This is a genomic window from Streptosporangium amethystogenes (assembly GCF_000721075.1).
Classification (GTDB): Bacteria; Actinomycetota; Actinomycetes; order Streptosporangiales; family Streptosporangiaceae; genus Streptosporangium; species Streptosporangium amethystogenes.
This window is the reverse complement of sequence record NZ_JOEQ01000027.1, coordinates 41,276-67,085: the sequence shown is the minus strand read 5'-3', so window position 1 is coordinate 67,085 and position 25,810 is coordinate 41,276. Positions and strand designations below refer to the sequence as shown.

20 protein-coding genes are annotated in these 25,810 nt (G+C 71.8%); 14 read left to right on the top strand and 6 right to left on the bottom strand.

All coding sequences use genetic code 11. The features are described from left to right. Positions 1 to 18 precede the first annotated feature (18 nt). On the bottom strand, positions 19 to 759 hold the full coding sequence (locus IG98_RS0131085; RefSeq protein ID WP_030920247.1) for a YaaA family protein: 741 nt from the start codon (positions 757 to 759) through the stop codon (positions 19 to 21). A gap of 46 nt (positions 760 to 805) precedes the next feature. Here IG98_RS0131085 and IG98_RS0131080 point away from each other — a divergent pair, with 46 nt between their 5' ends. Next, a complete protein-coding gene (locus IG98_RS0131080; RefSeq protein ID WP_030920245.1) occupies positions 806 to 1,531 on the top strand; it encodes a GNAT family N-acetyltransferase in 726 nt (241 codons plus the stop codon). A 17-nt stretch (positions 1,532 to 1,548) separates the two neighbouring features. Here the strand turns inward: IG98_RS0131080 and IG98_RS0131075 are convergent, their stop codons facing one another. Further along, entirely contained in the window at positions 1,549 to 1,779 is a 231-nt protein-coding gene (locus tag IG98_RS0131075) for a DUF7455 domain-containing protein (protein WP_030920243.1), read from the bottom strand. Between the two features lie 241 nt (positions 1,780 to 2,020). Here IG98_RS0131075 and IG98_RS0131070 point away from each other — a divergent pair, with 241 nt between their 5' ends. Further along, complete coding sequence (locus IG98_RS0131070) at positions 2,021 to 4,093, top strand: DNA gyrase/topoisomerase IV subunit B (RefSeq protein WP_030920240.1); 2,073 nt, start codon at positions 2,021 to 2,023, stop codon at positions 4,091 to 4,093. 49 nt (positions 4,094 to 4,142) lie between these two features. Here the strand turns inward: IG98_RS0131070 and IG98_RS0131065 are convergent, their stop codons facing one another. After that, the gene (locus tag IG98_RS0131065) at positions 4,143 to 4,637 is read right to left on the bottom strand and encodes a beta-class carbonic anhydrase (RefSeq protein WP_030920238.1); all 495 of its coding nucleotides are present in this window, start codon (positions 4,635 to 4,637) and stop codon (positions 4,143 to 4,145) included. A 165-nt stretch (positions 4,638 to 4,802) separates the two neighbouring features. On the opposite strand from IG98_RS0131065, the gene IG98_RS0131060 reads away from it, so the two are divergent. Then, entirely contained in the window at positions 4,803 to 5,120 is a 318-nt protein-coding gene (locus tag IG98_RS0131060) for a hypothetical protein (protein WP_030920235.1), read from the top strand. A 128-nt stretch (positions 5,121 to 5,248) separates the two neighbouring features. Here IG98_RS0131060 and IG98_RS0131055 read toward each other — a convergent pair whose 3' ends face one another. Both IG98_RS0131055 and IG98_RS0131050 read right to left on the bottom strand, forming a co-directional pair. Continuing rightward, on the bottom strand, positions 5,249 to 7,741 hold the full coding sequence (locus IG98_RS0131055; protein ID WP_030920232.1) for a DNA gyrase/topoisomerase IV subunit A: 2,493 nt from the start codon (positions 7,739 to 7,741) through the stop codon (positions 5,249 to 5,251). A gap of 237 nt (positions 7,742 to 7,978) precedes the next feature. Then, the gene (locus IG98_RS0131050; RefSeq protein WP_030920229.1) at positions 7,979 to 8,563 is read right to left on the bottom strand and encodes a GNAT family N-acetyltransferase; all 585 of its coding nucleotides are present in this window, start codon (positions 8,561 to 8,563) and stop codon (positions 7,979 to 7,981) included. 245 nt (positions 8,564 to 8,808) lie between these two features. Between IG98_RS0131050 and IG98_RS0131045 the strand changes: the two genes are divergently transcribed. Beyond that, positions 8,809 to 9,630 (top strand): TauD/TfdA dioxygenase family protein, encoded by an 822-nt coding sequence (locus IG98_RS0131045; RefSeq protein WP_030920226.1) that lies wholly within the window; start codon positions 8,809 to 8,811, stop codon positions 9,628 to 9,630. 91 nt (positions 9,631 to 9,721) lie between these two features. Here the strand turns inward: IG98_RS0131045 and IG98_RS0131040 are convergent, their stop codons facing one another. Next, positions 9,722 to 11,344, bottom strand: coding sequence for a SulP family inorganic anion transporter (locus tag IG98_RS0131040; protein ID WP_030920223.1), 1,623 nt, complete (start codon positions 11,342 to 11,344; stop codon positions 9,722 to 9,724). A gap of 206 nt (positions 11,345 to 11,550) precedes the next feature. On the opposite strand from IG98_RS0131040, the gene IG98_RS0131035 reads away from it, so the two are divergent. The 10 genes from IG98_RS0131035 (at position 11,551) to IG98_RS0130990 (ending at position 25,780) form a co-directional block, all read left to right on the top strand. Continuing rightward, complete coding sequence (locus IG98_RS0131035) at positions 11,551 to 13,620, top strand: RecQ family ATP-dependent DNA helicase (protein ID WP_030920220.1); 2,070 nt, start codon at positions 11,551 to 11,553, stop codon at positions 13,618 to 13,620. A 280-nt stretch (positions 13,621 to 13,900) separates the two neighbouring features. Next, a complete protein-coding gene (locus IG98_RS0131030) occupies positions 13,901 to 14,554 on the top strand; it encodes an LLM class flavin-dependent oxidoreductase (protein WP_084195776.1) in 654 nt (217 codons plus the stop codon). Positions 14,555 to 14,988: 434 nt separating this feature from the next. Next, the gene (locus IG98_RS0131025; protein ID WP_030920216.1) at positions 14,989 to 15,426 is read left to right on the top strand and encodes a hypothetical protein; all 438 of its coding nucleotides are present in this window, start codon (positions 14,989 to 14,991) and stop codon (positions 15,424 to 15,426) included. Then, entirely contained in the window at positions 15,423 to 15,605 is a 183-nt protein-coding gene (locus IG98_RS0131020) for a hypothetical protein (protein ID WP_030920214.1), read from the top strand. Before IG98_RS0131025 ends, IG98_RS0131020 begins: the two co-directional genes overlap by 4 nt. Before the next feature lie 762 nt (positions 15,606 to 16,367). Beyond that, positions 16,368 to 19,043 carry a class IV lanthionine synthetase LanL gene (lanL, locus tag IG98_RS0131015; RefSeq protein ID WP_084195775.1) on the top strand — a complete coding sequence of 892 codons (2,676 nt, stop codon included), beginning with the start codon at positions 16,368 to 16,370 and terminating at the stop codon, positions 19,041 to 19,043. Continuing rightward, on the top strand, positions 19,043 to 20,863 hold the full coding sequence (locus IG98_RS0131010; RefSeq protein WP_030920209.1) for an alpha/beta hydrolase family protein: 1,821 nt from the start codon (positions 19,043 to 19,045) through the stop codon (positions 20,861 to 20,863). Before lanL ends, IG98_RS0131010 begins: the two co-directional genes overlap by 1 nt. 117 nt (positions 20,864 to 20,980) lie before the next feature. Beyond that, a complete protein-coding gene (locus IG98_RS52710; protein WP_211264176.1) occupies positions 20,981 to 21,097 on the top strand; it encodes an ALQxL family class IV lanthipeptide in 117 nt (38 codons plus the stop codon). Further along, on the top strand, positions 21,097 to 22,881 hold the full coding sequence (locus IG98_RS0131000) for an ABC transporter ATP-binding protein (RefSeq protein ID WP_051753204.1): 1,785 nt from the start codon (positions 21,097 to 21,099) through the stop codon (positions 22,879 to 22,881). Before IG98_RS52710 ends, IG98_RS0131000 begins: the two co-directional genes overlap by 1 nt. After that, positions 22,863 to 24,737, top strand: coding sequence for an ATP-binding cassette domain-containing protein (locus IG98_RS0130995; protein WP_051753203.1), 1,875 nt, complete (start codon positions 22,863 to 22,865; stop codon positions 24,735 to 24,737). The genes IG98_RS0131000 and IG98_RS0130995 overlap by 19 nt, the downstream gene beginning before the upstream one ends. Further along, complete coding sequence (locus IG98_RS0130990) at positions 24,734 to 25,780, top strand: radical SAM protein (protein WP_037971706.1); 1,047 nt, start codon at positions 24,734 to 24,736, stop codon at positions 25,778 to 25,780. Before IG98_RS0130995 ends, IG98_RS0130990 begins: the two co-directional genes overlap by 4 nt. Positions 25,781 to 25,810: the final 30 nt, after the last annotated feature.

The following is a 25,810-nucleotide window of genomic DNA, read 5'->3' as shown; positions in this document are numbered from 1 at the left end:
AGGGAAATGTGGCGAATATCACACCGTTACGTTAAGTATCCATGACTGCCTCCCCCCGGGAGGTGGACACAGAGTGACGGAGTGCCCAAGGTGGTCCAGGATCTTCGTGAGCTCCTCGGGGCTCTGTGGATCGATGCCCCCCTCCAGCAGCGAGCGGGCTATGACGCCGCGAGTGGCCTTCGCCATGTGGCTGACGACCTTCCCCTCCTTGAGTACCCGCACCGCCACCGCCCTGCCGCCCGGCTGCCACGCCGCCGCGTAGGTGCCCGAGCGCAGATCCACCACCAGACCGGGCTCGGCGTCGAGCAGCGGGGTGACCGATCGGCGCCAGAAGGCGCCAAGACCGCCGAGCGGCGGCAGTCGCACCCCCATCGACAGCCGATACGGGGGTACCCGGTCGCTGATCCGCAGGAGACCCCATAGGCCGGAGAAGATCAGCAGACTTTCCGAGGCCCGCGCGGCGGCCTCGGGGGAGAGCGAGGCCAGGTGAAGATTGTCGTAGAGCACGCCGGTGTACAGGTCGGCCGCGGCCAGCGTGGGCGCGGTGCGCAGAAGCAGGTTCTTGCCGATCTCACCTGCCTGTCCTGGCGACAGTCCGAGCACCTCCCGCGCGGCGGGACCCTCGCACAGGGCGGTGAGCGCGTCCAGGACGCGTCGCCTGGACGGGGCGAGGGCGGGGAAACTCAGCCGGGACAGGTTGAGGGCGGGGCCGTCACCCAGCGCGGCCTTTCCCTCGGACGGAGGTAGCAGAATCAGCACATTCACCGAGCGTAGTGCGGCGACCGAGGGGTTAGGATCCTGCAACATGATCGTTGAGGTCTTTGACCGGCTGGTCGACCAGGCATGGCCGGCGATTCACCGGCTGGACGCGGGTGGTTGGATCCTGCGTGCGGCGTACGGGGTGACCAAGCGGGCCAACTCCGTGCTGCCGCTGGGGGAGCCGGGGGATCTGGAGGCGGGCGTCGAGGTGGCGGAGAAGTTCTACGCCGACCGGGGCCTGCCCTGCGTCTTCTCGGTGGGAGGTGGCGCCACACCCGGCCTGGACGCGTTGCTGCACGCGCGTGGCTATCGGGTGGTGGATCCAACGCTGGTCATGACGGCGAATCTGGTGCCCGAGGCGCCCGGGAACGGCGGCGCGTCGCGGGAGGAGGTCGATCTCGCCGAAGCGCCCTCGCGGGCATGGCTGGACGCCTGGTGGAGCGTGGACGGGAGGTTCGGCGGCGACGGTCTGGCGACGGCCGCGCGGATCCTCACCGGTGTGCCCGCCACGTACGCCTCGCTCGGTGAGGAGGCCGTGGGGCGGGGTGTGGCCCAGGGGGAGTGGTTCGGGATCTACTCCATGGCCGTGGTGCCGCACGCGCGGCGCAAGGGCCACGGAGGGAAGGTGTTACGCGCCCTGCTCACACATGCGCGAGAGCAGGGCACGCAGCGGGCATATTTAGTAGTGGTGGAGTCGAACACGGTGGCCAGGACGCTCTACGAGCGCCATGGCTTCACCGTGGCGGGCCGATATCACTATCGGGTCCGATGACGGCTCCATCCGTCTGGTTATCGTTCGTCGTTGCCTGCCGTTGCCGGAGCGTCACTGAGACGCGCAGACTCGTCCTGGATGTTGGCACCCTTGTCTCTCAGCACGGCTACGTGCTGACGCCCGTGGTGGGCGCAGAACAGCAGCTCCCCACCTACGGGCAGGGTCGCGCGGATGTAGGCCTGGGCGCCGCACCGGTCACAGCGGTCCGCAGCGGTCAGCTGCTTGGCGGGGGCGAGGGTTCCAGTCACGTATCGCCTTTCAGGTCATCCCCTGAGGTGGAGGATCTGGCGTCAGTCACTTGAGAGAACATCTAACCCGATACGAACGTTCCCAATCGACCCCCTGCTACGCCCAGAGCGGAAAGCGGCCGAAAGTAACGATGATCACGCTGGATGTAACGCCGTTGTCCACCGGATGGCAAGCTTGTACGCGTCGTGGCGGGAAGAACGGTAAGCTGCGCACACGTGTTCGACAGAGCTGGGAGTGGGTGTGACCGCAGTTAGCGCGGAGACGGGTTATACGGCCCGCCACCTGTCGGTGCTGGAGGGGCTCGAAGCCGTCCGTAAGCGCCCCGGTATGTACATCGGGTCGACCGACAGCCGCGGTCTCATGCACTGCCTGTGGGAGATCGTGGACAACGGGGTCGACGAGGCCCTGGCCGGCTACTGCACCCGGATCGAGGTCGAACTCCACGCCGACGGCTCCATCGAGGTCCGTGACAACGGCCGGGGCATCCCCGTCGACGTCGAGCCCAAGAGCGGTCTGGCGGGCGTCGAGCTCGTCTACACCAAGCTGCACGCCGGCGGGAAGTTCGGCGGCGGTTCCTACGGCGCCTCCGGTGGCCTGCACGGCGTCGGCGCCTCCGTGGTCAACGCCCTCTCCTCGCGGCTGGACGTCGAGGTCGACCGTGACGGCCGGATCCACGAGATCAGCTTCCGCAGGGGCGTTCCCGGCGTCTTCGAGGGCGACGGGCCCAAGGCCAAGTTCAAGAAGAAGTCGGGGCTGCGTGACGGAGGCGCCGTCGCGAAGAAGGTCACCGGCACCCGCGTGCGCTTCTGGGTCGACCACCAGATCTTCCTCCCCGAGGCCGAGGTCTCCCTCGACGAGATCCATGTCCGCCTGCGCCAGACCGCGTTCCTGGTCCCCGGCCTGACCCTGGCCGTGCGTGACAGCCGCGGCGAGGAGGCGGTCGAGGAGGAGTTCCACTTCGACGGCGGCATCTCGGAGTTCACCGAGTTCCTCGCCCGCGACGAGGCGGTCTGCGAGGTGCTGCGCCTGCAGGGCTCGGGCCACTTCCACGAGACGGTCCCCGTCCTCGACGACCTGGGGCACATGACCCCGACCGAGGTCCAGCGCGAGCTCACCGTCGACGTGGCGGTGCGCTGGGGCAAGGGCTACGACAGCACGGTCAGGTCCTTCGTCAACGTGATCGCCACCCCCAAGGGCGGCACCCATGTCAACGGCTTCGAGCGCGCCCTCGTCCGCACCCTGAACGAGCAACTGCGCGAGACCCGTCTGCTCAAGAACGGCGACGCCCCGGTCACCCGCGAGGACATCATGGAGGGTCTCACCGCGGTGGTGACCGTCCGGGTGCCCGAGCCGCAGTTCGAGGGCCAGACCAAGGAGGTCCTGGGCACCTCGGCGGCCTCCCGGATCGTCGCCCACGTCGTCTCGCGTGAGCTCAAGGAACTGCTCGCCAACCCGTCGCGCACTGTGAAGCCGCAGCTCCGTGCGGCCCTGGAGAAGATCGTCGCGGCGGCCAAGGCCCGTATCGCCGCCCGGGAGCACCGCGACAACCAGCGCCGCAAGACCGCCCTGGAGAATTCGGCGCTCCCCGCCAAGCTGGTCGACTGCCGTAGTGACGAGGTCGACCGCAGCGAGCTGTTCATCGTCGAGGGTGACTCGGCGCTGGGCACCGCCCGCGCGGCCCGCGACTCGGAGTTCCAGGCGCTGCTGCCGATCCGGGGCAAGATCCTGAACGTGCAGAAGGCGTCCGTCGCGGACATGCTCAAGAACGCCGAGTGTGCCGCGATCATCCAGGTGATCGGGGCGGGTTCCGGCCGATCCTTCGACATCGAGGCGGCTCGCTACGGCAAGGTCATCCTGATGGCCGACGCCGACGTCGACGGGGCGCACATCCGCTGTCTGCTGCTGACCCTGTTCCACCGCTACATGAAGCCGATGGTCGAGGCCGGGCGCGTTTTCGCCGCCGTGCCGCCGCTGCATCGGATCGAGGTCATCAACCCCAGCCGCGGTCACGGCAAGTACGTCTACTGCTACTCCGACGCCGAGCTGCACAAGGTGCTGCGTGATCTGGAGCGCAGGGGTAAGCGCTGGAAGGACCCGGTCCAGCGGTACAAGGGCCTGGGCGAGATGGACGCCGACCAGTTGGCCGAGACGACCATGGAGCCCCGCCACCGCACCCTGCGCAGGGTGCGCATCCAGGACATCGAGGAGGCCGAGCGTATCTTCGCCCTCCTGATGGGCAGCGACGTGGCCCCGCGCCGGGAGTTCATCGTGAGCAGCTCGGCCGAGATCGACCGCGACCACATCGACGCGTAGCGGGGCGGTCCGGCGGGCCGTGGGCCGCGACGGGGCCGGGACCCGAGGCTCAGATCTCGACCGGCATCAGCTTGCCGGTGCGCACGTCGTAGATGGCGCCGCCCACCGGCATGCCCGCCGGAAGGAACGGGCTGGTCCTGATCCGGATGAGGTCGTGGCGTAGCGCCGCGTCCTGGTCGGGGACGGTGTGGAAGTCCAGACTCCGGGTGTCGACACCCCGGCGGGCGGCGATCGCATGTACCTCGTCGTCGGTGACCTTGGTCATGCCGCAGTCGGTGTGCGGCATGACCAGCACCCGTTCCACCGCCAGCAGGTTGACCGCCAGGACGAGCGTGCGCAGCACGTCGTCGGTCACCCTGGCGCCGGCGTTGCGGAGGATCTTGGCGTCGCCCGGTTTCAGGCCGAAGAGACCCAGCGGATCGATCCGGGAGTCCATGCAGGTGACCACCGCAAGGCCACGAGCGGCCTTGCCGGTCAGTTCCGCGTCGGTGAACGTGGCGGAGAACTCCTCGTTGGCGGCCAGCAGGTCGTCAAAGGCACTCACGTACGTATCCCTCGGTCGATGGAGCTAACGGACTAATGATGCGGCATGCCTGTTTAGCGAGAGTTGTCGGGGGCGCCTCAGGTGACGACTTCACCAAGATCCCACCGCTCGAACTGACATTGAGTGATGATGTCGTCACTCGAAGTCCGGGAGGTGGAGAGGGTAATGAGCAGGACGGAATCGCTGGCCGACTATCTCCGTGACCAGGGCAGGCGGAAGCTGGACCGGGTGGAGTCCAGGGACGGAGGGCGCAACGCGCGCTCGGCGCTGGCCCTGCTCGACGCGGCGGCCTACACCCGGTCCCTGAAGGAGGACGACCCGTTCGTGGCCGTCCTCGTGGAGGCGGGGTGTTTCGGGCCGTACGGGGCCGGCGGGTTCGATCCGCCGGATCGAGTGGCCCGGGTCATCCGCTTCTGGGAGTCGGGTGAGCCCTGGCAGTTGCTGATGGCCATCAGGTTCGCACTTCAGGGGGCGCTCACCTGAGATCCCGAGTGCACCCCGAAAGCCGAGACCTGCCGGGTGGCCTCGCGGGACCCGTCATCCCCGCCGGCCCCGAGGAGCCCCCGTCGTCCTGACGGGGGCTCCTCGGGGTCCTGCGCGGGGGATGAGGATCATTCCGGGGAGGTGGCCTCCCCCTGGTCCTGCGGGCCGTCCTCGGCGCACAGAGAGCCGCCCACGGCCGACACCGTGTGGGTGAGCCGGACCCCGGAGCCGTCGCGGCGGCCCAGCTCCTCGGGAAGCGGCACGGGCTTGCCGACGGCCGAGACCGCGCGGGCCGGGCCGGGACCCGCCCAGGCGAGCAGCAGGACGTCCTCGCCCTTGAGGAACCGCTGGACGCGGACACCGCCGGTGCCGCGGCCCTTCGGCGGGTATTCGGCGAAGTCGGAGATCTTGGCGCCACCGATCTGGGTGCCCGGTAGTGCGGTCGAGGATCCGGCGATCGTCACGACCTGCGACTCGCGGGAGGGGTCGACCACACCGAACCAGATCACCACGGCGTCTCCGTCCAGCCGCACGCCGGCCATGCCCCCCGCCGGGCGGCCCTGAGGGCGGACCACGGAGGCGGGGTAGCGCAGCAGCTGGGCCTCGGAGGTGATGAAGACCAGGTCGTGGTCCTCGCTCATCAGCTCCACCGCGCCCACCACGGTGTCGCCGTCCTTGAGGCCGATGACCTCGAAGTCGTCGCGGTTGGCCGGGTAGTCGGGGACGACCCGTTTGACCACACCCTGCGCGGTGCCCAGTGCCAGGCCGGGCCCGTCGGGGTCGAGCGAGCCGATGCCGACGACGGTCTCACCCGGGTTGAAGGTGACGTACTCGGTGACCGGGTGGCCTCCGGACAGCGACGGCGGGTTGGCCGAGCGGGGCAGCGTGGGCAGGTCGACCACCTGGACCCGGATCATCCGCCCCTGGTTGGTGACCACGCCCACCTCGCCCCTGACCGTGCTCCGCACCGCGGAGACCAGCACGTCGTGGGCCGAGCGGTCACCGTCGCCGGCCAGCGGCGAGGCGTCGGTCGTGCGGGCCAGCAGTCCGGTGGACGAGAACAGCACCAGGCAGGGGTCGTCGGCGACCTCCAGGGGAACCGAGACGTTCCTCGCCACCCCGGAGGACTCCAGCAGCACCGTGCGGCGCGGGGTGCCGAAGGTCTTGGAGATCTGGGCGAGCTCGTCGGAGACGACCTTGCGGAGCCTGTCGTCAGAGGACAGGATCGCGGTCAGCTCGGCGATCTCGTCGCGCAGCGTCTGGCTCTCGCGGTCGAGCTCCAGCTTGTCGTAGCGGGTCAGGCGGCGCAGCGGGGTGTCGAGGATGTAGTTGGCCTGGATCTCCGACAGCTGAAAAGCCTGCGTCAGGCGCTCGCGGGCCTGGGCGGAGTCATCGGAGGAACGGATGACCCGGATCACCTCGTCGATGTTGAGCAGGGCGACGATGAGACCCTCGACGAGGTGCAGCCGCTCCTCGCGCTTGCGCCTGCGGTACAGCGAACGGCGGCGGACCACGTCGACACGGTGGTCGACGTAGACCTGGAGCAGTTCGCGCAGGCCCAGCGTGCGCGGCTCGCCGTCGACCAGCGCGACGTTGTTGATGCCGAAGGTCTCCTCCATCGGGGTGAGCCGATAGAGCTCCTCCAGCACGGCCTCGGGGATGAAGCCGTTCTTGATCTCGATGACCAGGCGGAGGCCCTTGTGCCGGTCGCTGAGATCCTTGAGGTCGGAGATACCCTGGAGCTTCTTGGCGGTGACCAGCTCCCTGATCTTGGTGACCACGCGCTCGGGGCCGACGTTGAAGGGCAGTTCGGTGACGACGATGCCCTTGCGGCGGGGGCTGACCTGCTCGATGGCGCACTTGGCGCGCATCCGGAAGGTGCCACGGCCCTTGGCGTACGCGTCGCGGATGCCGTCGAGGCCGATGATCGTGCCGCCGGTGGGCAGGTCGGGGCCGGGGACGAACCGCATCAGGTCGTCGAGCGTCGCATCCGGCTTCTTGATCAGGTGGCGGGCGGCGGCGACGACCTCGACGAGGTTGTGCGGCGCCATGTTGGTGGCCATCCCGACCGCGATGCCGGTGGCCCCGTTGACCAGCAGGTTGGGGAAGGCCGACGGCATGACCGTGGGCTCGGTCTCCTGACCGTCGTAGTTGGGTTTGAAATCGACGGTGTCCTCGTCGATCGACTGGACCACGGCCATGGCAGCCGAGGCCAGCCGGGCCTCGGTGTAGCGCATCGCGGCGGGCATGTCGTCGGGGGAGCCGAAGTTGCCGTGCCCGTCGATGAGCGGCAGGCGCATCGAGAACGGCTGGGCCATCCGGACCAGCGCGTCGTAGATGGCGGTGTCGCCGTGCGGGTGGAGCTTGCCCATCACGTCGCCGACGACGCGCGAGGACTTGACGTGGCCCCGGTCGGGCCGCAGGCCCATCTCGCTCATCGAGTAGAGGATGCGGCGCTGGACCGGCTTGAGGCCGTCCCTGGCGTCCGGCAGTGCACGCTGGTAGATGACCGAATATGCATATTCGAGGAAGCTGGTGCGCATCTCGGTGGAAACGTCGATGTCGACGATCCGCTCCTCGAAGCCCTCGTCGGTCGGGGGTGTGGTCGTCCGTCGAGCCATCTGATTTCCTGCGCGCGCGCCCCGGCCGTCAGGCCGAGGGGGAGGCGCATCCTCCTTCTGTCTTCGTGGTCGAACCGTCCGCACCGGCTCCCCGGGAAGCCTCGGGCCGGGGCGTCCGGCGGGAAGCCGGGTATGGTACCGAGACTCGATACCATACCCAGCTCATCCGACACCTTCGGGCCTTCCCTGGCCTGCCGCCGAGGGCTACCGCCGTTCCGGGCGGGGTGTCAGGGGGTATCAGGGGGTGTCGCGGGTCCTGGGGCCCGCCCCGGGCCAGGGGCCGGGGGTCTCTCCCTCGTGCTCGTCGCCGGGCACGTTCAACCTGGTGTCGTAGATCCTGAAGCCGCGGGCCTGATAGTTGGCGAGCGCCACCGGGCTGTCGAGGGAGCAGGTGTGCAGCCACACCCGCCGGGTCGGCTCCCGGCCGGGCTGCCGGTCGGCCAGGTCCCAGGCCCTGGCGGTGCCGACCTCCAGCAGACGGCCGCCGACGCCTCTGCCGATCGCCCACGGCAGGAGGCCGAAGCAGGTGATCTCGACCGCCGCGCCGTCCTGGGGGGCGAGCTCGACGTAGCCCGCGGGGGTGCCGCGGTGATAGGCCACCCACGTCTCCACGCCGCTCTCCAGCCAGTCGCTCCACTCCCGCCAGGTCCACGGCAGCCGGTTGGTCCAGTGCCATTCTCCGCCGACGGCCGTGCTGAGGAACCGGCTGAACTCGGGCGAGGGCACCTCGGCGTGCACGACGTCGACCTCGATCGACGGCGACTTGGCGGGCAGCAGGTCCGAGCGTGAGGTCTGTTCGAGATACCAGGTGGTGACGTCCATAGTGGATGCATCAAACCATGGCGCGGAGCCTGCCAGCTCCCTCGCTCCCCGCCGGCCCGGCGTGACCTCCTGGCGAGGGTGTCCGCGGCGGGCGGGGTTCACCCTCGACCGGCGCCGGCCCGGAACGTATGCTTTACCAAGCAATTGCTTGTTTTAGTGGATCGGGCTAGGCTCGAAAAGAGGGCTAGGTAAGGATGACCTAACCTTCACGAATGCCGTGCGGCCACGATGGAGGGCGTCCGAAGATGATCGAGTTCAAACCCGTGACCAGGCACATCGGCGCCGAGGTGAACGGTGTCGACCTGCGCAAGCCACTGTCGGAGGGGGAGGTCCAGGAGATCCGGCGCGGCTGGGTGGAGCACAAGGTCCTCTTCTTCCGTGACCAGCACATCAGTGACGAAGAGCACATCCGCTTCGCGGAGAACTTCGGCTCGATCAACCACCCCGCCTTCAAGAAGGACGGCGGCACCGCCATCCACGTCCTCGACCAGACCGACCCCAAGGGCGAGGGGGGCGACGAGTGGCACAGCGACAACACCTTCGAGCCGGTTCCGCCGATGGGCTCGCTGCTGCGCTGCGTGCAACTGCCCTCCGTCGGCGGTGACACCCTCTGGGCCAACGCCCAGCTGGCCTACGAGACGCTCTCTCCGCCCATCCAGCGGCTCTGCGACGAGCTCACCGCGATCCACGACATCACGGCCTCGATGAAGAAGGCCATTTCCAAGGGGCACGACTTCGACCTGGAGCAGGTCCAGGCCAAGTGGCCGCCGATCGAGCGTCCCGTGGTGCGCACGCACGCCGAGACCGGACGCAAGGCGCTGTTCGTCAACCGCTCCTCCACCACGCGGCTGGTGGGGTTGTCCGACCGGGAGAACGAGGCGTTGCTGCCCTACCTGATCGACCACATCCGCTCTCCCGAATACCAGGTCCGGCTCAACTGGCGGCCGGGCACGCTGGCCTTCTGGGACAACCGGAGCACCCAGCACTACGCGGTCGCCGACTACACCGAGCGCCGCCGCATGCACCGGGTGACGATCAACGCCTTCCCCGAACACCTGGACGTCTAGGCTCTGCCCGGCGGGTCTCGCCGTGGTGACCGACGACAACGCGGCGAGGCGCCGCCCGACCGTGGTGGGCGGCAGATCCAAGAGGCAGCGTCTAGGAGCCGCGGGCGCGGTAGGCCGCGACGGCGGCCTTCACGTCAGGGTGCAGCCGTCCCCGGTCGGACAGCCACCCCCCGATGCCCATACGCCCGAGGAGCTCAAGGGGCTGGAGGCTGTCGAGGGCGATCCACAGGTCGATGCCGTGCTGTCGCACCAGGCCGTAGAACTCCTTGGCCGCCGACACCGAGGTGAGATCCATGCCAGGCACGCCGGTCAGGTCGAGGAGCACCGCGCGGGGCAGGGGGGTGGTGGCCTCGATGAGCGCTCTCACCCGATCCGCCACCCGCCGGGCGTTGGCGAAGTACAGGCGGCTTTCGATACGCACGATCAGCAGCCCCGGCTCGGTCTCGTCCGACGGGTGACGCCTGAGGTCGCGATAGGCCCCCGACTCCGGATCGCGGCCCAAGGGGTAGATCGGCGGGTTGTCCACCTGGTGCAGCAGCAGGAGTATCGAGATCACGACCGCGGCCAGCACGCTCTGCATGATGCCGAGGCCGACCGCCACCAGCATCGTGACGCAGGCGAGCGCGAACTCCGGCCGGCTGGCCCGCCAGATCGCCGCCAGCCCATGGACGTCGACCAGGCGTGCCGCGATGGTCAGCACGATCCCGCCCAGGACGGCCGTGGGCAGCGGGGCCAGGGCCGGGGCGAGGAGGAGCAGCACCACCGCGGTGCAGAGCGCGGTCACGATCTCGGCCCGCTGGCTCCGGGCCCCGGAGGCGTCGTTCATCTCGCTCTGCGTCATTCCACCCGCCGCCGGATAGGCACGGAAGATCCCGCCCAGGGCGTTCGCCAGTCCGAGTGCGAGCAGTTCCCGGTCGGCGTCGAGCGGCGGGTCGTCGCGGTGCCGGAAGATCCTCGCCGCGCTGATCGACTCCACGAAGGCGAGCAGTGCCATGCCGAGGGCCATCGGCGCCAGTGTCCTGACCAGGCCGAGGTCGGGCAGGAGCGGGGGCGGCAGGCCGCTGGGCACCCTGCCGATCGTGGCCACGCCGTACGAGGACAGGTGCGCCAGGAAGCTGATCAGCGTGACGACCGTCACCGCCACCAGCGGGCCCGGTACATGGGGCAACCGCCGAAGCACGACGAGCAGCAGTATCACCCCGGCCGCCACGAGCATCGTCGGCACGTTGGCCTCACCCAGCCTGCCGGCCGCGGAGAGCAGCCGGTCGAAGACCTTGGTCCCCTCCGCGTGGACGCCGATCACCGTACCGAGCTGGCCGGCCGCGATGGTCAGGCCGATCCCGCTCTTCAGGCCGGTCATCACCGGGTCGGAGATGAAGTCGCCGAGGAACCCCAGGCGCAGGACGCTCGCGGCCAGCAGGATCACCCCGGTCAGCACGGCCAGCGTCGAGGCGGCCGTCATCGGCGCGGTCCCCGGGGGCGTCGCCGCGAGGGCGGCCGCCGTCAGCGCGGACAGGGTCGAGGTGGTGCTGACCGACAGCGGACGTGAGGTGCCGAGCAGCGCGTAGGCGATCATCGGGACCAGCGCGCAGTACAGGCCCGCCTGCACGGGCAGCCCGGCGATGGTGGCGTAGGCCACCGCCTGGGGCAGGACGACGCAGGCCGTCGTGATCCCCGCCACCGTGTCGGCGCGCAGTCTGCTGAGGTTCGGCATGTGGGTGGAGCGCGATTCTCCCTGGTGTGCCCGGTTGGTGATCCCACTGTCCTATCGGTGGTCGCGAGTGGAACCGAAGAGGCTCCGGCGGTTCGGTCAAGGTTCTGTCATCACCGCGCGACGCCGCCCGGGCGGAGGGCGCCGACGGAGTCCGGAGTGAAACAGTCGGCTGGACCTGGTACCAATGACCGGTGAGCGAAGAGCAGATGCTGCGAGAAGAGGCCGAGGGGCGGCTGCGGGCGCTCGCCGGGGAGCACGCCCGGCTGCGCGAGGACCAGTGGTCGGCCATCAGGGCACTGGTCATGGACCGGCGCCGGGTGCTCGTGGTGCAGCGCACCGGCTGGGGCAAGTCGGCTGTCTACTTCATCGCCACCGCGCTCCTGCGCGAGCTGGGTGAGGGGCCCACCGTCATCGTGTCCCCGCTGCTGGCCCTGATGCGCAACCAGATCGCCGCCGCCGAGCGTGCCGGGATCAACGCGGTCACGATCAACTCGGCCAACCCCGAGGAGTGGGAGCAGATCTACAACCAGGTCGCCGAGGGTGAGGTCGACGTGCTGCTGGTCAGCCCCGAGCGGCTCAACAACCCCGACTTCCGCGACCACGTGCTGCCCGAACTGGCCGAGAGCGCGGGCCTGATCGTGGTCGACGAGGCGCACTGCATCTCTGACTGGGGCCATGACTTCCGTCCCGACTACCGGCGGCTGCGCACGCTGTTCGGGGAGCTCACCGAGGGGGTGCCGATCCTCGCGACCACCGCCACGGCCAACGCCAGGGTCACCCGCGACGTCGCCGAGCAGATGGGCGAGGAGACGCTGGTGCTGCGCGGCGCGCTGGAGCGAGACAGCCTCCATCTCGAGGTTGTGCGCCTGCGCGGCGCCGAGCAGCGCCTGGCCTGGCTCGCGAGCACGCTGCACGAGCTCCCAGGTTCCGGCATCGTCTACACGCTCACCGTGGCCGCCGCCCAGGAGATCGCCGCCTACCTGCGCGAGCAGGGCCACGAGGTGGTCGCCTATTCCGGGCAGACCGAACAGAGCGAGCGGCTCGCCGCCGAGCAGGCGCTGCTGGACAACAAGATCAAGGCGCTGGTCGCGACCTCCGCGCTCGGCATGGGCTACGACAAGCCCGACCTGGGCTTCGTCATCCACGTCGGGGCCCCGCAGTCCCCGGTGGCCTACTACCAGCAGGTCGGCAGAGCGGGCCGCGGGGTCGAGCGGGCAGAGGTGATCCTGCTGCCCGGCGCCGAGGACCGCGACATCTGGGCGTACTTCGCCTCGCTGGCCTTTCCGCCGGAGCCCGTCGTGCGGGCCGTGCTGGCCGCGCTGGAGGAGAGCGGAGTGATGTCCACGGCCGCCCTGGAGAACCGGGTGGATCTCAGCCGGAGCCGGCTGGAGACCATGCTGAAGGTCCTCGACGTCGACGGCGCCGTGCGCCGGGTCAAGGGCGGCTGGGAGTTCACCGGCGAGCCCTGGGAGTACGACGCCCCGCGCTACGCCAGGGTCGCCGCCGAGCGGGAGGCCGAGCAACAGGCCATGCTCGACTACCTCGACACCAACGGCTGCCGCGAGGAGTTCCTCCGCCGCCGCCTGGACGACGACACCGCCGCCCCGTGCGGGCGTTGCGACAACTGCACCGGCGCGCACCGCTCACCCGAGGTGGACTCCCAGGCCGTGCGTTCGGCGGCCGACCGGCTCCGCAGGCCCGGGGTGGAGGTCGAGGCGCGCAGGCAGTGGCCGACGGGGCTGACCGATCTCAAGGGCCGGATCAGGCCGGAACTGGGCGCCGAGCCGGGGCGGGTGCTGGGCAGGCTCACCGACATCGGCTGGGGCAACCGCCTGCGCGGCCTGCTGGCCGATGGCGCCTCCGACGGGCCGATCCCCGACGACGTCTTCGCCGCCATGGTCAAGGTGCTGTCGTCCTGGGAGTGGGCGCAGCGCCCGGTGGGCGTGGTCGCGGTGCCCTCGGGCAGCCGTCCGCAGCTCGTCCGCAGCCTGGCCGAGCGGCTGGCCCAGGTGGGGCGCCTGTCCTATCTGGGCGATCTCGGCTACCGGTCGGGCTCGCCGGGACGGCAGTTCAACAGCGCGCAGCGGGTCCAGGCGATCCGGGGCACCCTCGCCATGCCCTCCGCCCTGGGCGCGGCCGTCGCCTCGGCCGAGGGACCGCTCCTGCTGGTCGACGACCGGATCGACACGGGCTGGACGATGACCCTGGGAGCCGCCATGCTCCGCCACGCCGGAGCCCCCGCCGTGCTGCCCCTCGCCCTGGCGGTCACCAGCTAGGAGAGCGCCGGGCGGTGCGCTCGCGGTTCCCGGGGGAACGGGCTGAGCCGGGGCCTGGCGATTCGGAGGGCGGTCACCACCTGTCCCGGCCTGCCGAATCGGGAGTAGGCCCCACCTTCGGCCGTGCCCCGCGCCGTCGCCGCGGCCGCCGGTGTCCGGTCCGTGCCTCGGTCCCCGTCTCACGATGTGAGAGCCCTTTAGCCTTCGTAAGCATCTCGGACACCGCCGTGACCAGGAGAAAGGCGAGCCGGAGCGCTTCTCGCGAGGTTCGTCTCGGCTTTTGACCAGAGCTGCGGACAAGAGTCCGGCCGCGGCCGGGTACGCCCGAGCGGTGCGCGCCTTCCTCGACGGCGGCACCGTCGAGCACGCCTGCGAGGCCTGCGTCGCCGCCACCGCGCTGCCCCCGATGCACCACCCGCCCGTCGAGGTGGGTCTGGGCGTCATCCGGCCGGGCATGGCGCGGGCGGCGGGCGCCGTCGCCGACGTGGCCATCACCTGGATGACGCCGCCCCACTACGTCCGGGACACGCTGCTTCCCGCCCTGGCCGCCGGAGCCGCCGGCCGCGGCACGCCGCCCCGCGTGGCGACCGTCGTGCATGTGGCACTGGCCGGCCCCGGCCGTGATCCCCGCAGACTCGCGCACAGCGCGGCCGCGGACCATCTGCGGGCCCCGCACTACACCGACATGCTCCGCCGGGCCGGGGTGCCCGCCGACCCGGCCGACCCGCGCGCCGGCGCCGCGGCCCTGGTCGAGGCGGGTGTCTACGTGTACGGCACGCCGGAGGAGGTCGTCGAACGGCTGCGCGGCTACCGCGAGGCGGGTGTCGACGAGATCATCCTCAACCTCGCCGGCGTCGCGGGGACCGAGGGGTTCCGGGCGGCGCTCGCGGACGCCGAGTGCCTGCTCCACGCCATGGCGGACGCCGATGGGTGAGCCCGGTCGGCCGAGGGGGACTACCGGTGGGCCCGGCGTCCCGGGCCGCACAGGGGTGGCGCGCTGCGCACGCTGGAACCCGCCGTCCTGGACGCCGTCCGGATGGTGGGCCGCGGGCGGGTCGGGTTCACGCTTCCGGAGCGGGCGGACGCCGGCGGCGTGACGTACCGGACCGGCCAGGTCCGCTCGCTCGCGGCCATGCTCCTCGGTCCGAGGTCGGGCGGGAGCGACGCCGACATCGCGCGGATCGCGGCGGACACCTTCGCGGAGACCGGCGCGGCCCTCGCCCGGTTGCACGCCGTTCCCCTGCCGCGGGCCGATCTACCGTTGCCCGACGGCCTGCTGCGGTTGCTCCCTGGCTGGGGGACGGGCTGGGGCCCGGCGCCGCACCCGATCTGCACCGCCGCGCGGCCGAGATACTGGGCCGGGACCGGATGGCCACGGTGGCGGCGTGGTGTGTCCCGGCGCCGGAGGCATCGCACGCCCTGCTGCACGGCGGCCCCAGCCTGGGCATCCTGCTGCCCCTGACCCCCGACATGGACGGCGGCCTGCTGACCGGTGAGAACCTGGCCGCCGGTCCGCCGGAGTCCGACGTGGGGTGGATCGTCGGCGAGCTGGTGGAGCTCCGCGCGTCGGTCCGCCGGTTCGGCGCGCGCCGGGACTTCGACTTCGACATGTTCATCGGCCGCGTCCTGGAGGGCTACACCGCCGATCTGGACCTCGCCGCCGTGGGCAGGACGGCCGCGCTGCGCTTCCTGACCCACCTGCACGACTTCGCCGCCTACATGAAATGGCACGATGTCCTCATTGAGTACCTCAAGCTCGTCGCCGGGCAGTTGCTGCTCTCCCCGGGCGAGGTGGTCCGTTCGTGAACACCGCCGAGATCACCCGCGTGACGCCGCACGACGGGCTGCGGATCCTCATCGAGGAGGAGCACGCCGTCTCCGTGGCGGGTGCCCGGCTCTCCGCCTGGGCGGGAAGCATGTCCAGGGCCTGGACGTCGAGTTCCATGGTGAGTTTCCTTTCATCGGGGGAAAACCCCCGCCGGTGATGCTGGGGTCTCGATGTCCGCCGGCGGGGCCCGCGGAGTCCGTGGGCGCGGTCAGCGATCGCCTTCGCGTCGTCGGCCGTCGGCCGGTCGTGACCGACCTCCGCACGGGAACGCACCGTGAGCGCCTTTCCGAGCCTGCCCATGCTCAACTCGTCGCCCCGTTCGCCCACGGCGCTCGCCCGCGCCGGCGATCCAGCGCCCGACGTCATGCGTCAGGTGGATGCCGTGTGCGTCGTACCGCGGCATCCACCGGGTGAAAGGCCGGAGCTCGCAGCCTGCGGAGAACAGCGGGGCCATGGCCGGATCGGCGGTGAATCTCTGGCGGCTTTCCCCGAGCACCGCTTTGTACTCGTCCAACGTGGCGCTCAACGAACTCTCACCTTGGAGCCGGGGAACCGTCGGCGTGTATTCCTGACGACGCCGACGGTAATCGGGGGTTCTTACGGGTCGCTTAGCCACTCTTAATGCGCACCCCGGCACGGGCCGGTCTGCGGGCGTGGAGACCTTAAGGCGGTCATTAGGTGCCGCTGGCAGGCTGTTCCGCGTCCGGAGGCTTACCGGCAGAACCGGTCACGGGCGGGATCCGGGCAGTCATTTCGCGCCAATGGCTCGGCATCGGCCCATGGCGGAGAACACGAATGGAGATTCGGCGTCGTGAATGAACGTGGTTCGGCGGGGGACGGCGTCTTCGGTGCAGACCGTCATATCCTGGAGGACATTGCCCGTGCGACATTGCATCGCACAGTGGGTGATAAAGACTCGATGCTTGAATTCGACAGCGTCCCGGATTGGGATTTCCAGGTCGATTCGCCTTGGACGTATGTGACACCGACCGGCGCGACCACGCGGGTGCAGGGTTGGAAGCTGCATGTGGCGGCGACGCCGTTGTCGGCCTCGGTGGTGCTGGCGCGTGCGGTGCGGGTGCTGGGGCGCCGCCGTTGCCCCTTCAAGTACGCCACCGACTTCGACGAGCTGGGTCGGCTCGTGGCACGAGACCAGGACCGTGGGTCGGTGGGCAAGTTCATCACGGTCTACCCACCTGACGACGCGAGCGCGGTGGAGATCGCGGAGGAACTGCACAAGGCCACCTACGGCCTGCCGGGCGCGCCGATCCTCTCCGACCGGATCTACCGGCCGGGCAGCCTGGTGTACTACCGCCTGGGGGTGTTCTCGGCGTCCAGCGTGCTCGACAACGACGGCTCCTACGCCTCCCGGCTGACCGCGCCCGACGGCACCCAGGTGCGTGACGAGCGCAACGCGTGGTACTCCCCGCCGGCCTGGGCGGTGTGCCCCTTCGAGTCGGGCCAAACTCCGGTGCGGACCACGGCGCCGCAGGCGGTGCTGCTGGCCGATCGGTTCGTGGTACGCGAGGCCATCCGGCACGGTGCCAAGGGCGGGGTGTTCCTGGCGGAGGACCGAGTGGACGACGGTCAGGTGGTTATCAAGCAGGCGCGTCCCCACCTGGGCGCCGGGCTCGACGGAACCGACGAGCGGGATCGGATGCGCCACGAGGCGCGCATGCTGGAGATCTTCGGACCGCTGGGCGTCACGGCGCGCAAGGTGCTCCTCTTCGAGCAGAACAACAACCTGTTCCTGGCGCAGGAACACATCGCGGGCACCCCGCTGAACGGCTGGGAGGCCCCTCAGCACGACCGGCCCGGCGCGGTGCTGGGCGTCCTGCGCCGGATGGCCGCACTGGTCGCCGTCGTGCACGAGCAGGGCCATGTGCTGCGTGACCTGACGCCCAACAACATCATGGTGACGGAGGACGGCGACTGCCGCCTGATCGACCTGGAGATGGCCGTCGTGCCCGGCACGCCGGCCGGGCGCGCGTTCACCCCCGGTTACGCGCCGCCCGAGCAGGTGAACTCCGCCCTGTATGCTCCCGCGCCCGGCGTGGAGGCCGACCTGTACGCGTTCGGGGCGACGACGTTGTTCACGGCCACCTCCTGCCAGCCGCCCCACCTTCAGGACCGGCCCGTCGACGCACGGTCCTGGGATGAGCGGGTGGAGACGGTGGTGCGGGTGGCGACCGCGGGTGACCCGCTGGCCACCGCGCTGGCGCCGCTGATCCTGGGCCTGATGCGCGAGGATCCCGCGCGGCGCTGGGACCTGCCGCGGGTGCGGGAGTTCCTGGAGGACGTGGACGTCGCCGCCCTGGGGCCCGCCACCCGGACCGCCGGCTTCCGCCTGGGCGCGGCCGAGCAGGACCGTCTGCTCCACGACGGGCTCGCCTACACGTTGCGCACCATGTCACCCGGCACCGGCGCGCAGCCGGTCGCCCGCCTGTGGCCCAACTGGGGCTTCGGCCCGACCGCCGACCCGTGCGCCGTCCAGTACGGTTCCGCCGGGGTGATCGCTCTGTGGGCCGCAGTGCTGGACCCCGCTCGGGCGGACGACGCGCTGCCGGCGGACACTCGGGCCCGCCTGGCCGCCGCCCTGCGGGACGCGGCGGACTGGACGGTGCGGCGGCTGGCACGCGAACAGCGGCCCTCCCCGGGTCTGTACTTCGGCCGGGCGGGCATCGCCGTGGCCCTGCACGACGCCGGCCGCGCGCTCGACGAGGAGGACCTGCGCACCGCCGGCGTGGAGCTGGGGCTGGACCTGCCGGTCGCCTGGCCCAACCCGGACATCTGCCACGGCGCGGCCGGGACGGGGACGGCCCTGCTGCACCTGTGGCGCGCCACCGGCGACACGCGCTTCCGGGACCGGGCGGACGCCTGCGCCGACGGTCTGCTCAAGGCGGCGCGGCGGACCCCGGACGGCGTGCTGTGGCCCATCCCCGCGGACTTCGCCTCCGCGCTGGCGGGTGCGGAGCACTACGGCTTCGCGCACGGCGTCGCCGGGGTCGGCGCGTACCTGCTGGCCGCCGGAGTCGCGCTCGACCGGGACGACTGCCTGGAGGCCGCCCTGCTCGCCGGGGAGACCCTGCTCGGCGCGGCCGACCACCAGGGGGAGAGCGCCTGGTGGGCCGAGGGCCCGGAGGGCGGGGCGAAGCTGCCGCACTGGTGCAACGGCTCCTCCGGCGTCGGCACCTACCTGGTGCGCCTGTACGCGGCGACCGGGGACCGGCGCTTCCGGGACGCCGCCCACGCGGCCACGCTGGCCGTCCACGGCAGCCGGCTGGCCTCGGGGACGGCCGCGTGTCACGGAATCGCCGGCGACGGACAGTTCCTGCTGGACATGGCCGATCTGCTCGGCGAGCGCGCCTATCACGACCAGGCGAAGGAACTGGCGGCGCCCCTGTGGGCACGCGCTGTCCTGCGCGACGGGCTCATGGTGGTGCCCGACGAGCTCTCCGGCGAGGACATCTCCGTCGCCTGGAACACCGGGCTGGCCGGGGTGCTGGACTTCCTGTACCGGCTGCGGCACGGCGGTCCGCGCCGGTGGATGGCCGAGACGGGCGCCGAGGTGTGGAAACGCGGCGGCGAGGCGTGATGATCTCCGAGACGACGAGCCCGGTCGCCGCGATGACCGGCGGGCGGCAGCGGTCGTTCGTCCACCGGCTGAACTTCCGCTTCTCCCCCGGGGGGAGGTACGCCGCCTGCCTGGCCGCCGACGACCGCGCCCCCGCGATGTGTCCGGAACTGTGGGACCTCACCGGCCCCGAGCCCCGGCCTCGGGCGGTGCGCACCCGGGACGGCGAGACCGCGGCGAGCGTGCCGCTGCCCACGGACGACGGCGACCTGCTGCTCTGCAGGTCTGGAACCTATGGCTCGCGGCTCACCTTCGCCGCGTCCCGTGCCGAGGGCGGGCGGCCGGTCGAGGAGACCGAGCTGATCGCCGTCCGAAGAGGCGGTCTGCGGCTCCTTCCCGGCACGGCGCGGACCCCCACCCTGGTGCTGGAGATGGACGGGGACGGGGGCACCGTGGTGTGGCGCCTGCCCGGCGGGACCGCGCCGCCGGAACAGATCACCCGGGTGCCGCACCCGATCGGCGGAGCGATCTGGCTCGACGAGCGCGGGCACACCCTCGCGCTGTCCTCCGCCGAGCCGGGAGCGGACACCGTGGTCCTGGATCTGACGCGCGGCACCATCACGTCCCTCGGTCTGCCCGCCGGCGAGCACCTGCTGCTGGCCGCGCCCCCCAGCGGGGTGCTGCTGACCGCCGCGTCGAGTACCGGCGGCTACCGGCTCGGCGTGCGCCGCCTCGGCGACCCGGCGCCGACGGCCTTCCCCGATCGACTGAACACCGTCGAGGGCAGTGTGGCCCCGCTGGCGCTGGACCCCACCGGGCGGCTCCTGGCCCTGTCGGTCACCCGCCGTGCCCGCTCCCACCTGCTAATCCATGATCTGACGGCGGACGCCCCCGGCGAGATCGAGCTGCCGCCCGGCGCGCTGCATCCGACGGCCCACTGGTCTGACGCCGGCCTGCATCTGGTGCACAGCGCCGCCGACCGTCCGACGGGCGTCATCACGATTCCGGACCCGTCCCGGCCGCGCGTCCTCGCCGCGACCGGCGAGCACTGGTCCGGGTGGGCCTCGCCGCGGGCGCGGGAGTATCCGGCACCGGCGGGCAGCACGGAGGCCGTCGTGTACGGCGATCCGGCCGAGGCCCAGCGCCTGGTGGTGGCGCTGCACGGCGGCCCCGAGGCCGCGTGGCAGCTCAGCTTCGACCCGCTGTTCCAGCGCCTCGCCACCGAGGAGATCGCGGTGGTGGCGCCCAACCAGCGGGGCAGTACCGGCTACGGCGCGGCACACCGCGAGGGCATCCAGGGCGTCTGGGGCGGTCCCGACCTCGCCGACATCCTGCACCTGGGCCGCCACCTGGCGGCCGGGCGCGGCCCGGACCGGCCGCGGCCCATGCTCTACGGCGCGAGCTACGGCGGATACCTGGCGCTGCTGGCCGCGGCGGCGGAGCCGGACCTGTGGGAACGGGCCGTGGCCGTCGCGCCGTTCCTGTCCGGCCGACTGCTCTACGAGGACGGGCCGGCCTCCGTTCGCAACCTGATCGACCGATTGGGCGGGTGCGAGGAGATCCACGATGACGACCTCGGGCCGCGCGATCTGCTCCGGCTGGCCGGCCGCATCCGGCTGCCGCTGCTCATCGTGCACGGCGAGCATGACCCGATCATCCCGGTCGGTCACTCCCGCCGCCTGCGCGAGCGGCTGCGGCGAACCCGCCGGCCCGGCGCCGCGCCGGTGACCTACCTGGAGGTTCCCGGCGCGGGCCACGACCCGCTGTCCGACATCGGCGGGCATGCCATCAGGGGGCGCGTGCTCGGCTTCCTGTGCGGCGGGCAGGACCGCACCGGCTGAGGCGCGGGCCGCCGAACCGGCTCCCCGGGAAGCACATTTCGGTCCGTGCCCTTCCGCGGGCCGGGCAGGTCCCCAAGCCGCCTCGATCCGGAGGCGTAAAAGAAGAAAGGAGAACCGATGGAACTCGACATCACCACTCTTGACCTGCTCCCGGCCACCCAGGAATCCAGGCTGTATCCCTGCGGGTGCGCCTGCACGTTGCCGAGTTTCATAACCGGTGTCGTGGTCCCCTAATGCCGGACCAAGCCTCGGACTCCCACGCCGGGCAGGTGACGCGGCGGGACGGTGACCGCCTCCTCGCCGCCACGGCGCGCGGCCTCTGGGCGCCCCTGGCGGTCACCGCGGCGGCCGTCGCCCTGTCGACGGCCGCCGCCCTGGCCCTGCCCGCCGCGCTGGCCACCGCCGTGGACGGCGTGGTGTCCGGCGAGGGCGCGCGAGCCGCCGGGTTCCTCGCGCTCGTCCTGGCCGTTGCCACCTGCGCCGATCTCATCGGCGCCCTCGCCGGCGCGGTGACCACCGCGTCCGCGACGGCGTCCCTGCGCCTGCGCTTCACCTCCCACCTTCTCCGGCTCGACGCCGCCGCCGCCCGCCGCCTCCCTGCCGGAGAACTGGCCAACCGGCTGGTGAGCAACACCGCGAGCGCCGGGCGCGTCCCGCTCACCCTGCTGTACACGGCCGCCGAAATCATCAGCACGAGCGGCGGCATCGTCATGCTGCTGGTGACCGACTGGCGCTCGGGCATCGCCTTCCTGGTCGGGATACCCGTCGCGCTGGTGATCGTGCGGCTCTTCGTCACCCGGCTGTCCGGGGTGTACGAGCGGTATCAGAGCGCGCACGGGCGCCTGGCCGCGCGCCTGACCGACACCCTGGCCGGCATCCGCACGGTGCGGGCGTCCGGCACCGCCGATCGCGAGATCACCCGGGTGCTGCGCCCGCTGACCGACCTGTCGGACGCCGGTCACGCCATGTGGCGGGCCCAGGCGCGGGGCGTCTGGCAGATCACCCTGCTGCTGCCCGTCATCGAGGTGCTCGTGCTCATCGTGGCCGGGCTCGGCGTCACCGACGGCCGGTTGCAGCCCGGGCAGTTGCTCGCCGTGGCCGGCTACGCGGCGATGGGCGTGGGCTTCATCGAACAGGTCGACGCGCTGCTGGGGGTCGCCGAGGCCCGCGCCGCGGCCCGCCGCATCCAGGAGGTCCTGGTGCTGCCGCCCCTCGTGCCCGGCACCCGCCCGCTGCCGGACGGCCCCGGCGCGCTGTCGTTCCGCGGCGTCACCGTGACCCGCGAGGGCTCCCACCTCCTCGACGCCATCGACCTGGACATCGCCCCGGGAGTGCTGACCGCCCTGGTCGGGCCGTCCGGGGCTGGCAAGAGCACCCTGGCCATGCTGGCCGGGCGGCTGCTGGACCCCGAGCGCGGGCAGGTGCTGCTGGACGGCCGTGACCTCGCCGACGTGGCTCCAGAGGCGTTGAGCGGCGCGGTCGCCTACGCCTTCGAACGCCCCGTCCTCCTGGGCGGCGACCTCGCCTCGGCCATCGCCTACGGCCGGCCCGCGCTCGACCGCGACAGCGTCCGCGAGGCCGCGCGGGCCGCACATGTCGACGACGTCATCCGCCGCCTGCCCGAGGGCTACGACACCCCCGCCGCCACCGCCCCGCTGTCCGGCGGGGAGTTCCAGCGGCTGGGCCTGGCCCGTGCCATGGTGCGGCGGGCCCGCCTGACCGTGCTGGACGACGCCACGTCCAGCCTGGACACCGCGACCGAGGCCCAGGTGACCCGCACGCTGGTCGAGGGCATGCGCGGGACCACCCGCCTGGTCATCGCCCACCGCGCGGCCACCGCCGCCCGCGCCGACCAGGTGGTGTGGCTGGACGGCGGCCGGATCCGGGGCCGGGGCACGCATCGGGCACTGTGGCAGGACCTGGCGTACCGCGCCCTGTTCGCCATCGGCCCGGACCCCGGCGGCGACGCAGGCGACGACAGCTCATGGAGTGAGGAATCGTGCCCGGCTCGGCTGTGACCCCCGCATCCGCCCCGCTCACGGCGGTGCCCGTCCTTGGCCTGGGAGAGGACGGCCATCCCGCCGGCGGGTTCCGGCTGCTGCTCGCGTTGCTGCGCCCCCGCAGGCGGCCCCTGGCCTTCGCCATGGTCTGGGCCCTGGTGGAGGCTGTCCCGGGGCTGCTGTCCGGGTTGCTCGTCGCCGGTGCCATCGACGACGGCTTCCTGGCCGGACGCCCGGGTACCGGCCTGGCCTGGCTTGGCCTGCTCGCGGCCGCGATGCTGCTCAAGACCGCGGCCACCCGACTGATGTTCCCCCACCTGGCCGCGGTGGTGGAGCCGCTGCGCGACGACCTCGTGCGCGTCGTCGTCACGGCCACGGTGACCCGCGCCGCCCGCGGCGACCGGCCGGACACCGCCGCCGTCAGCCGTATCACCGGGCAGGTGGAGACGCTGCGGAACCTGGTGTCCGCACTGCTGCGCACCACGCACGGGCTGGGCATCTCGCTGATCGCCGCGCTGGCCGGGCTGCTGGTGCTCTCGCCGCTGGCCGCGGCCATCGTCGCCGGGCCCGTGCTGGTGGCGGTGGCGGTGTGCGCCTGGCTGATGCGGGTGCTGCTGGTCCGGCAGCGCAGGCTGATCCTCGCCGACGAGACGCTCACCGCCGAGGCGACCCCGATCCTGGAGGGCACACGTGACATCGCCGCCTGCGGGGCGCGCGAGCAGGCGTACGCCACCGTGCGGGCCGCGGTGGACGCCCAGGCCGCGGCCATGCGCGCCCTGGCCCGGGCCGGCATGTCCCGGCGGCTGATCGTCGCCATCGGCGCGCACCTGCCGCTGCTCGGTCTGGTCGTCGCCGCCGAGCCGCTGACGCGGCAGGGGCATCTGAGCGTGGGCGAGGTCGTCGGCGCGGTGACCTACCTGGTGACCGGCCTGCAGCCCGCTCTGCAGTCGCTGGTCGGCATCCTTTCGAGCTGGGGTGTGGCCCTCGCCGTCACCCTGCGCCGCATCGCCGAGACCATCGTGGTGCCCGCCGACGATGCGCCCGCCGACGCCGCGTACGCGGTCGCCGTGCCCGCTCCGCCGTCCGGCGCCGGCTCGCCCGCCGGTTGCGAACTGCGGGCCAGAGGGCTGGGCTTCGCCTACGCCCCCCAGGCCACGCCCGTGGTGCGCGACCTCGACCTGGTGATCCCCGAGGGAGACCACCTGGCCGTGGTCGGCCCCAGCGGCATCGGCAAGTCCACCCTGTCCCTGCTGTTCACCAGGCTGCGGCGGCCGACCCACGGTGAGATCCTGCTCGGCGGGCTTCCGCTGGAGGCGATGGCGGAGCCCGACCTGCGCTCCATGGTGGCGCTCGTGCCCCAGGAGGCATACGTCTTCGCCGGCGCGGTCCGGGAGAACCTCGGCTACCTGTGCCCGGCCGGCACCGCGGACGCCCGACTGGAGGAGGCGGCGGACCGGGTGGGCGCGCGGGCGCTCGTCGAACGGCTCGGCGGCCTCGACGCCGAGATCGACGAACCCGCCGCGCTGTCGGCCGGAGAACGGCAACTGATCGCCCTGGCACGGACCTACGCCTCTCCGGCCCGCCTGGTCGTCCTGGACGAGGCGACCTGTCATCTCGACCCCGCCGCCGAGGCGAAGGCCGAGAGCGCGTTCGCCGCCCGGCCCGGCACCCTCATCGTCATCGCCCACCGCATCAGCTCCGCGGTCCGAGCCCGGCGCATCCTGCTGATGGACGGCACCGCCGCCCACACCGGGACCCACGCGGACCTGCTGACCCGCTCCCCCCTGTACGCCGACCTGGTCGGGCACTGGACGAACGACCGAGTGCCCGGCGCCCGTCCCGGGTATCCGCTCTCGACGAGGAGGTTCTCATGAGCACCCCTGTGAACAAGCCCACCGACATCATCTGGGACGTCACCTATGCCTGCCCCCTGCGCTGCATCCACTGCTACTCCGAGTCGGGCAGGCGCCCGGCCCGGCAACTGAGCCACGGCGACATGCTGCGGCTCGCCGACGCGATCATCGCCATGCGCCCGGACTCGGTTGAGTTCGCGGGCGGCGAGCCCCTGGTGGTCAAGGGGATCTACGAGGTCGCCGGGCACATCGGCCGGGCGGGGATCGCCGTCAACCTCTACACCGGCGGATGGACACTCACCCCCGAGACCGCCGAGGAGGCCGCCCGGGTGTTCCAGCGGATCACCGTCAGCGTCGACGGGGCCGACGCGGAGGTGCACGACCGGATACGGGGCAGGGCCGGCTCCTTCGACCGCGCGATGAACGCCCTGGCCCTGCTGGACGACATCGCCGCCCGACGCGCGGCAGAGGGCGGCAGCCCGCTGCTCTTCGGGATCGACTGCTCGGTTGCGCGTAGCAATTTCCACCAGTTGGCGGAGTTCTGCACAGGCATCGCCCCCCGGTTCCCGCGGATGCACTTCCTCAACCTGGCCGCCGCGGTGCCGTCCGGGCTGGCCAGCCGGCCGGGCTTCGCCGAGACCGAACTGCTCGGCAATGAGGAGCTCGGCACCCTGACCGGCAGGGAGTACACCGAGCGGCTGCGGTCGCTGGCGCCGGCGTCGCTGGCGGTGACCACCTCTGACAACTTCGTCCTGATGATGCACCCCGGCTTTGTCGCGAGCCATGGGTTCCCGCTGATGCAGATCGAGCCCGACGGCGAGGTGCGCGCCATGCCGATCTACGAGGGGTGCGTGGGAAACCTGCTGACCGAGGCTCCGGACGTGCTCTGGGGGCGCGCCGTCGAGCGGTGGAGCGATCCCTTCGTGGTCGAGACGCTGTCCTCGGTGCGCTCCATGACCGACTGGGCCGAGGCGGCCCGGCGTATCGACCGCCGGTTCGGATCCCCGGAGGTGCTCGCGCGCATCGACCGCCGCCCGCTGTGGCCGGCCGCGCAGCCCGTGTGAGCCCGGGGCCCGCACCCGGCCCCGCTGTCC

Excerpts from the sequence above, each read along its gene's own strand:
- IG98_RS0131045 (WP_030920226.1), top strand. The coding sequence starts at position 8,809 with ATGATCGAGTTCAAACCCGTGACCAGGCACATCGGCGCCGAGGTGAAC.
- lanL (WP_084195775.1), top strand. The coding sequence starts at position 16,368 with ATGCTTGAATTCGACAGCGTCCCGGATTGGGATTTCCAGGTCGATTCG.
- IG98_RS0131000 (WP_051753204.1), top strand. The coding sequence starts at position 21,097 with ATGCCGGACCAAGCCTCGGACTCCCACGCCGGGCAGGTGACGCGGCGG.
- IG98_RS0131040 (WP_030920223.1), bottom strand. The coding sequence starts at position 11,344 with ATGCCGAACCTCAGCAGACTGCGCGCCGACACGGTGGCGGGGATCACG.
- IG98_RS0131025 (WP_030920216.1), top strand. The coding sequence starts at position 14,989 with ATGGCCACGGTGGCGGCGTGGTGTGTCCCGGCGCCGGAGGCATCGCAC.
- IG98_RS0131035 (WP_030920220.1), top strand. The coding sequence starts at position 11,551 with ATGCTGCGAGAAGAGGCCGAGGGGCGGCTGCGGGCGCTCGCCGGGGAG.
- IG98_RS0131055 (WP_030920232.1), bottom strand. The coding sequence starts at position 7,741 with ATGGCTCGACGGACGACCACACCCCCGACCGACGAGGGCTTCGAGGAG.
- IG98_RS0131060 (WP_030920235.1), top strand. The coding sequence starts at position 4,803 with ATGAGCAGGACGGAATCGCTGGCCGACTATCTCCGTGACCAGGGCAGG.
- IG98_RS0131050 (WP_030920229.1), bottom strand. The coding sequence starts at position 8,563 with ATGGACGTCACCACCTGGTATCTCGAACAGACCTCACGCTCGGACCTG.
- IG98_RS52710 (WP_211264176.1), top strand. The coding sequence starts at position 20,981 with ATGGAACTCGACATCACCACTCTTGACCTGCTCCCGGCCACCCAGGAA.
- IG98_RS0131010 (WP_030920209.1), top strand. The coding sequence starts at position 19,043 with ATGATCTCCGAGACGACGAGCCCGGTCGCCGCGATGACCGGCGGGCGG.
- IG98_RS0131080 (WP_030920245.1), top strand. The coding sequence starts at position 806 with ATGATCGTTGAGGTCTTTGACCGGCTGGTCGACCAGGCATGGCCGGCG.
- IG98_RS0130990 (WP_037971706.1), top strand. The coding sequence starts at position 24,734 with ATGAGCACCCCTGTGAACAAGCCCACCGACATCATCTGGGACGTCACC.